Annotated in this window: 8 protein-coding genes and 1 pseudogene; 6 read left to right on the forward strand and 3 right to left on the reverse strand. The window is 63.9% G+C overall.

Going from position 1 to position 6,394, the window contains the following annotated elements; genetic code table 11:
- The 3 genes and pseudogenes from EN991_RS18900 to EN991_RS18910 form a co-directional block, all read right to left on the reverse strand.
- Positions 1–207, reverse strand: a pseudogene (locus EN991_RS18900) (branched-chain amino acid ABC transporter permease); the annotation flags it as partial.
- Positions 204–953 (reverse strand): ABC transporter ATP-binding protein, encoded by a 750-nt coding sequence (locus tag EN991_RS18905; RefSeq protein WP_063171575.1) that lies wholly within the window; start codon positions 951–953, stop codon positions 204–206. The gene EN991_RS18905 and the pseudogene EN991_RS18900, both read right to left, overlap by 4 nt.
- A complete protein-coding gene (locus EN991_RS18910) occupies positions 950–1,747 on the reverse strand; it encodes an ABC transporter ATP-binding protein (protein WP_013532981.1) in 798 nt (265 codons plus the stop codon). The genes EN991_RS18905 and EN991_RS18910 overlap by 4 nt, the downstream gene beginning before the upstream one ends.
- A 126-nt stretch (positions 1,748–1,873) precedes the next feature.
- Between EN991_RS18910 and EN991_RS18915 the strand changes: the two genes are divergently transcribed.
- Genes EN991_RS18915 through EN991_RS18940 form a run of 6 tightly spaced genes read left to right on the forward strand, consistent with a single transcriptional unit; the run spans position 1,874 to position 6,227 of the window.
- The gene (locus EN991_RS18915; protein ID WP_024502532.1) at positions 1,874–2,608 is read left to right on the forward strand and encodes a GntR family transcriptional regulator; all 735 of its coding nucleotides are present in this window, start codon (positions 1,874–1,876) and stop codon (positions 2,606–2,608) included.
- Positions 2,605–3,087 (forward strand): DUF3830 family protein, encoded by a 483-nt coding sequence (locus EN991_RS18920; protein WP_127369299.1) that lies wholly within the window; start codon positions 2,605–2,607, stop codon positions 3,085–3,087. Before EN991_RS18915 ends, EN991_RS18920 begins: the two co-directional genes overlap by 4 nt.
- 1 nt (position 3,088) lies before the next feature.
- The gene (locus EN991_RS18925; RefSeq protein ID WP_127369300.1) at positions 3,089–3,442 is read left to right on the forward strand and encodes a TIGR04076 family protein; all 354 of its coding nucleotides are present in this window, start codon (positions 3,089–3,091) and stop codon (positions 3,440–3,442) included.
- Complete coding sequence (locus EN991_RS18930) at positions 3,439–4,494, forward strand: aldo/keto reductase (RefSeq protein WP_127369301.1); 1,056 nt, start codon at positions 3,439–3,441, stop codon at positions 4,492–4,494. The genes EN991_RS18925 and EN991_RS18930 overlap by 4 nt, the downstream gene beginning before the upstream one ends.
- Complete coding sequence (locus EN991_RS18935) at positions 4,491–4,919, forward strand: DUF4440 domain-containing protein (RefSeq protein WP_064995060.1); 429 nt, start codon at positions 4,491–4,493, stop codon at positions 4,917–4,919. The genes EN991_RS18930 and EN991_RS18935 overlap by 4 nt, the downstream gene beginning before the upstream one ends.
- A gap of 48 nt (positions 4,920–4,967) precedes the next feature.
- The gene (locus EN991_RS18940; protein ID WP_127369302.1) at positions 4,968–6,227 is read left to right on the forward strand and encodes an ABC transporter substrate-binding protein; all 1,260 of its coding nucleotides are present in this window, start codon (positions 4,968–4,970) and stop codon (positions 6,225–6,227) included.
- Positions 6,228–6,394: the final 167 nt, after the last annotated feature.

The raw sequence follows: 6,394 nt of genomic DNA on the forward strand, positions 1-6,394 counted from the left end.
GGACAGCGGTGCGATCGGTGCCACCTTGCCGACTGTCGCGCCGATGGCGCTGACGACGGCCAGCGTCGCATAGGTGCCCCAGGCCATGAAGTCGCCATGGGCAAAGTTCGAGAAGCGCAGGATCGAATAGGTAAGCGTCACGCCGATGGCGCCCAGGCCGATCATCGAACCCGTCAGCAATCCGTCGACGACAAATTGCAAGCTCATGCCCCACCTCCTGTGCCGGACTTGCGGGGGCGCTGGCCGAGATAGAGTTCGGCGACCACCGGATCGTTCCACAGCTCGGAGGCAATGCCCTCGTGCCGGTCTTTGCCTTCGACCAGCACATAGGCGCGGTCGCCGATGGCGAGCGCTGCCTTGGCATTCTGTTCGACGAGCAGGATGGTGACGCCGGACTTGCGGATGTTTGCCAGCATCTCGAACACCATCGAGACGAATTTCGGCGACAGGCCGGCCGACGGCTCGTCTAGCACCAGCACCTTGGGGTGGACGATCAGCGCCCGCGCAACGGCGAGCATCTGCCGTTGTCCGCCCGAGAGGTTGCCGGCGGCGGTGCGGCGCTGGCGGACGAGATCGGGGAAGGCGGCATACATCTCCTCGATGCGCGCAGGAATCTCGCGCCGCTCAAGGATGCCGCAAGCAACTCTGAGATTGTCCTCGACCGACATCAGTGGGAAGATGTTTTCGGTCTGCGGCACGAAGGCCAGCCCGAGGCGCACCATGGTGTGGGCCGGCGCGGCAGTGATGTCCTTCCCGTCCAGAAATACTGTGCCGCCGGTGATCGGGACGAGGCCGGCGATGGCCTTGATGAAGCTAGACTTGCCGGCGCCGTTGGGGCCGAGCACCACGACGATCTCGCCCTTGGCGACGGTGATCGAGGCGCCGCGCACGATCGGCACGCCGGGCTCGTAGCCGGCTTCGAGGTCGCGGACATCGAGAACGATCTCGCTCATGCCGCGCCTCCGAGATAGGCCTCGATGACGCGCGGGTCGCGAGCGACCTCTTCGGCCGTGCCTTCGCTGAGCAACTGGCCGCTCGCCATGACGAGGACGCGATGGCAGAGCCGCGTCACCATGTCGATATTATGCTCGATCAGCAGGAAGGTGATACCGCGCGCATTGATGTCGCGGATGCGGTCGATGATGACTTCGAGCAGCGTCGCGTTGACGCCGGCCGCCGGTTCGTCGAGCAAGATGATCGCCGGATCGGCCATCATCACGCGGGCGAGTTCGAGCAGCTTGCGCTGGCCGCCGGAAAGCACGCGCGCCGGCTCATGCGCGAGATGGGCGAGGGCGACCAGTTCCAGCAGTTCAAGCGCCTTTGTCCTGGCGGCCCTTTCCTGCGCGGCGACGCGCCATGGCGTGACGAAATTGGCAAGCAGCTTTTCGCCGGCCTGACCCTGTGCCGCCAGCATGATGTTTTCGATCAGCGTCAGGTTGGGCAGCGGGCGCGGTATCTGAAACGTGCGGCCGAGACCGCGTCCGATGCGCAGATGTGCTGCTTCGCCCGAGACGCGCGCGCCGTTGAGAAGGATTTCGCCGCTGGTCGGCAATATGCTGCCGGCAAGCAGGTCGAACATCGTCGTCTTGCCGGCGCCGTTGGGGCCGATGAGGCCGAGGATTTCGCCCGCTTTGACGTTAAACGAGACGTCGTTGACCGCGACAAGGCCGCCGAACCGCCTGACGACATTCCTTGCCGTCAGAACCGGCGCGCGGGTTTCCCCTTGCCGTTTGGTTGCCTCGCTCATCAAACCCTCTGGCCGAAGACGATCGCTGCCGCCTCCTGATTATGATTTGTGATCACACTTGCGTTGATCACGCTATTCGGCTTTAATTTCCTCCGCAAGCCGAAAACCGGCCACGAACGGAATTCCATGCAAAAGGCTGCCATCGAAAAGAACAACGAGGTGATCGCGGCCCAGCTTGCGCCGGTCGGCCGCGAGACCGTGCAGGACCGCGTTTATTCCGAGCTGCGCCGCGCCCTGATTGGCGGCCTGTTCGAACCGAGCCAGGTGCTGACCATCCGTGGCCTGGCTGACGCCTTGGTCACCTCGACCATGCCGGTGCGCGAGGCGCTCGGCCGGCTGATCACGGAAAAGGCGCTGGAGGCGCTGCCCAACCGTTCGGTGCGCGTGCCGCCGATCACGCTGGAACGCCTCGACGATCTCCTGCGGGCTCGCATCCTGATCGAGGGCGAGGCGATCGCGCTGGCCGCCGCCCGCATGGGTCCGCGCCAGATCGCCACCATCGAAACCATCCTCGCCGAATGGGACGAGATGCGGGCTTTGAAACACAAGAAGGACGTCGACCGCGAAGTGACGCTCAACCAGAGCTTTCATTTCGAGATTTACCGCTCCTGCGGTTCGGCCGTGCTGATCCCGATGATCGAGAGCCTGTGGCTGCAATCGGGTCCCTGCATTCGTGTCGCCATCTACGCCTTCTCGGAAGCCGGCGAGGTCGACACCGCCCAATATCACCGCCGCATCGTCACGGCGCTGTCCACGCAGGATGCGCAGGCGGCGCGCGAGTCGCTGGTCGCCGACATCAGCCGACCCTTCACCTTCCTGCGCAGCAAGTTGCAGGCCGCCGCCGCGAAAGACCAGACATGACCGCCATCAGGATCACCGAGCCGCGCTCGCAGCTTTCCGTAACGGCATTGCTGCTGCCCGAGAAGGCGCCGGAAAACGCTGCCTTCCTCTTGGCCTACCTCGGCACGCCACGCGTTGTTCCGGGCATCCATGCGATGTGGACGGGGCCTGAGATTTCCTGTCCGGTTCCATCAACCGACCTCGAGGGCCAGGCCTATGCAAAACCGTTGCCGGCCGAGAACGCGACGCTGAACCCGCAGCCGGGCGACATCGTACTGTCCTACGTGCCGCCACGCATGTGGGGCGGCAATCCCAATGCGATCTTCGACATTGGCCTCTACTACGGGCAGGGCGCGCGGCTCTTGTTCCCGATAGGCTGGCTGGCCGGCAGTGTGGTGGCGCAGGTGCGCGTCGAAGAGCGTGACCGGTTCGCCGCCGCGTGCGGTGTCATCCGCCGCAACGGCGCCTGCGATGTCACCTTCAGCCTGATGGAGGCCTGACATGGCCGACGACAGTTTCGAGCTGTTCGACCTTCGCGTCGAGGCCATCATCCCCAAGGACAAACCTATCTATTGCGGCGCCAAGGAAGGCGATTATTTCGAGCTCAAGGGCGAGATGCTGTCGATGCCGGCAGGGCAGGTTTTTTCGATCTATTCGATCGCCGCCGTGTTGCCGCTGCTGGCAGCCAAGCAGCGCCCAACCCACCCGAACGACTGGATGACCTCGGACGCCGAGATCGCTTGTCCCGATCCCAATTGCGGCAGCCGGCTGCGGATCGTCAGGGCCGCCAAGCGGCGGTTCAGCCACGCCGAGACGACGGCGGTGCCGCTGCCGAAAGAGGATGACCTTAGATGACCGCCAAGACCTTCGAACTCGGCCCCGGCTACACCATCTCGCGCGTCATTCGCGGCGGCTGGCAGCTGGCTGGCGGCCACGGCGCCATTGACCGCAGCCAGGCGGTGGCCGATCTGATCGCCACGTTCGATGCCGGCATCTGGACCTATGACTGCGCCGACATCTACACCGGCGTCGAGGAGTTGATCGGTGCCGCGCGCCTGCGGCTGGCCAGCGAGCGCGGCCTCGACGTCGCGGCCCGGATGAAGGTGCACACCAAGCTGGTGCCCGACCTCGAACGGCTGGCCAGTATCAGCCGTGACTACATCAGGGGCATCATCGACCAGTCATTGCGGCGGCTGAAGACCGAGCGGCTCGATCTCGTGCAGTTCCATTGGTGGGACTATGAACAGCCGCGCTATGTCGATGCCATGGGCTGGCTCAACGAGCTTCGGTTGGAGGGCAAGGTGCGAAATCTCGGCACCACCAATTTCGACACGCCAAGGCTCGCCGAGATACTCGCTGCCGGCATCCCGCTGGTCAGCCAGCAACTGCAATATTCCGTGCTCGACCAGCGCCCGGGCAGCAGCCTGGCCGCGCTCGCAAAACAGAACGGCGTCAGCTTCCTCTGCTATGGTTCAGTCGCCGGCGGCTTCCTCAGCAACAAATGGCTCGGTGCGGCCGAGCCCGCCACGCCGCTCGAAAACCGCTCGCTGGTCAAGTACAAGCTGATCATCGACGATTTTGGCGGCTGGGAGCTGTTCCAGCACCTGCTGCAAGCGCTGAAGGCCGTTGGCGACCGCCACGGCGTTGACGTCGCCACCATCGCCAGCGCCTGGGTGCTGGAGCAGCCGCAAGTGGCGGCGGTCATCGTCGGCGCCCGCAACCAGGCCCACGCCATTGCCAATGCGAAAATCATGGACGTTGCGCTCCACGCCGAGGACCGGGAGCGGATTGCGGCCGTCATCGCGCAAGGCACCGGCCTCGAAGGTGACGTCTACACGCTGGAACGCGACCGCCGCGGCCGCCACGGTTCGATCATGCATTACAACCTCAATGCGGGGAAGAAATGAGCGGCGAACCCTCCCTGTTTTCACGCGCCAGCGCCGAAATCATCGACCTGCACCGCTTCTTCGTCGACTGGTTCGTCGCCGCGCGAGCCAACACGGTGGACTTCGGCCGCTTCGAACGCGCCATGGGCAAGGACCTCAGCATGGTGGCGCCGGACGGGCAGATCCTCGATCGCGAAGCGGTCGTCGACCATGTCCGCGCAAGCCGTGCTTCCTGCGACGATGGTTTCGCCATTTCGATCGAGGACATCCGGCCCGGCTGGCAGGACGCGGATACCATCGTCGTCCTCTATGTCGAAGCGCAGCTGCGCGCAGGCAAGCACAGCCGCCGTCAATCGAGCGCCGTCTTCACGACCAGTTCATCGGCGCCCAACGGCGTCGAATGGCGACATCTGCATGAAACCTGGCTGCAGGTGCCGGAACGCTGAACAAGCTCCAGAACTCAAATACAGTCGAGTAACGAAAGGGGAACAACAATGACAAAGACGATACTCCAACTCACCACAGCGCTGGCCCTCGTCACGATGGCGGGTGCTGCGCAGGCCGCCGATTGCAAGATCACCGTCGGCCTCGTCATGGAGCTGACCGGCCCGGCCGGTGAATACGGCCAGGCCGGCGCCAAGTCGGTCGAGATGGCCTTCCGCGACATCAACGGAGCCGGCGGGGTGCGCGGCTGCGATCTCGTCACCGACACGCGCGACAGCCAGAGCCAGGGCAACATCGCCGTCGACGCCGCCACTCAGCTTGTGCAGGTCAAGAAAGTGCCGGTCATCATCGGCGGCATCATCTCGTCGGTGTCGATCCCGATCCTGACCTCGGTGACCGCGCCAGCCAAGATCGTCCAGGTCTCGCCAGCGTCATCCTCGCCGACTCTGACGGCGCTCGGCCGCGACGGCAAGACCAACGGCATCTTCTTCCGCACCATCACCTCGGATGCGCTGCAGGGTGTCGCCGCCGCCAAATATGCCATCGACAAGGGTTTCAAGAAGCTGTCGATCATCCACGTCAACAACGATTTCGGCGTCAACATGGTGGCCGAATTCTCGCGTGCCTACAAAGCGCTCGGCGGCACCATCGTCTCCGACACGCCTTACAATGAAAAGCAGTCGAGCTATGCCTCCGAAGTCACCGCGGCAATGGCCGGTGAACCGGACGGTCTCTACCTCGTCAGCACACCGGTCGACGGCGCCACGGTCGCCCGCACCTGGATCTCGCAGGGCGGCGTGCAGAAATTCCTGCTCAATGACGGCATGAACAGCCCGGACTTCATCGAATCCGTCGGCGCCGATTATCTGAAGGAAGCCTACGGCACGTCGTCCGGCACCAGCCCGACGGCCTCGACGGAGTATTTCACCAAGAACTATAAGGAATTCTCCGGCATCGAACCGACCAATCCGGCAGCCGACCGTTCCTATGACGCCGGCGCGATTGTTGGCCTCGCCATCGCCATTGCCGGCTCCGAGGACCCGGCCAAGATCAAGGACGCGATGTACAAGGCGGTCGATCCGGCCGGCACGCCGATCTTTGCTGGCAAGGAAGAGTTCGCCAAGGCGCTCGGCCTGATCAAGGACGGCAAGCCGATCCGCTACGAAGGCGTCATCGGCCCGGTCGCCTTCGATAAATATGGCGACATCACAGGCCCGTTCCGGCTGTGGAAGATCGTCGACGGCAAGGTAGCGACGGACGGTGAAATGACCACCGACGATGTCAACGTCTTGCAGGCCAAGCTTCAGTAAGCATCATTCCGTTTGGTCCGGCATCGATTATGTCAGCATCGATGCCGGACCAAGAATATGGCTGCCTCATTGCGGCGCTCTTGCCCGGCACTCACGTCCGTTCCGTCGCAACTTGCCTGGGGATGAGAAAGCGGGCGGCGAGCACGCAGAGCAGCACGGTGAACATC

The organism is Mesorhizobium sp. M7A.F.Ca.US.005.03.2.1 (assembly GCF_003997795.1).
Classification (GTDB): Bacteria; Pseudomonadota; Alphaproteobacteria; order Rhizobiales; family Rhizobiaceae; genus Mesorhizobium; species Mesorhizobium ciceri.

Excerpts from the sequence above, each read along its gene's own strand:
- EN991_RS18915 (WP_024502532.1), top strand. The coding sequence starts at position 1,874 with ATGCAAAAGGCTGCCATCGAAAAGAACAACGAGGTGATCGCGGCCCAG.
- EN991_RS18930 (WP_127369301.1), top strand. The coding sequence starts at position 3,439 with ATGACCGCCAAGACCTTCGAACTCGGCCCCGGCTACACCATCTCGCGC.
- EN991_RS18925 (WP_127369300.1), top strand. The coding sequence starts at position 3,089 with ATGGCCGACGACAGTTTCGAGCTGTTCGACCTTCGCGTCGAGGCCATC.
- EN991_RS18905 (WP_063171575.1), bottom strand. The coding sequence starts at position 953 with ATGAGCGAGATCGTTCTCGATGTCCGCGACCTCGAAGCCGGCTACGAG.
- EN991_RS18920 (WP_127369299.1), top strand. The coding sequence starts at position 2,605 with ATGACCGCCATCAGGATCACCGAGCCGCGCTCGCAGCTTTCCGTAACG.
- EN991_RS18910 (WP_013532981.1), bottom strand. The coding sequence starts at position 1,747 with ATGAGCGAGGCAACCAAACGGCAAGGGGAAACCCGCGCGCCGGTTCTG.
- EN991_RS18940 (WP_127369302.1), top strand. The coding sequence starts at position 4,968 with ATGACAAAGACGATACTCCAACTCACCACAGCGCTGGCCCTCGTCACG.
- EN991_RS18935 (WP_064995060.1), top strand. The coding sequence starts at position 4,491 with ATGAGCGGCGAACCCTCCCTGTTTTCACGCGCCAGCGCCGAAATCATC.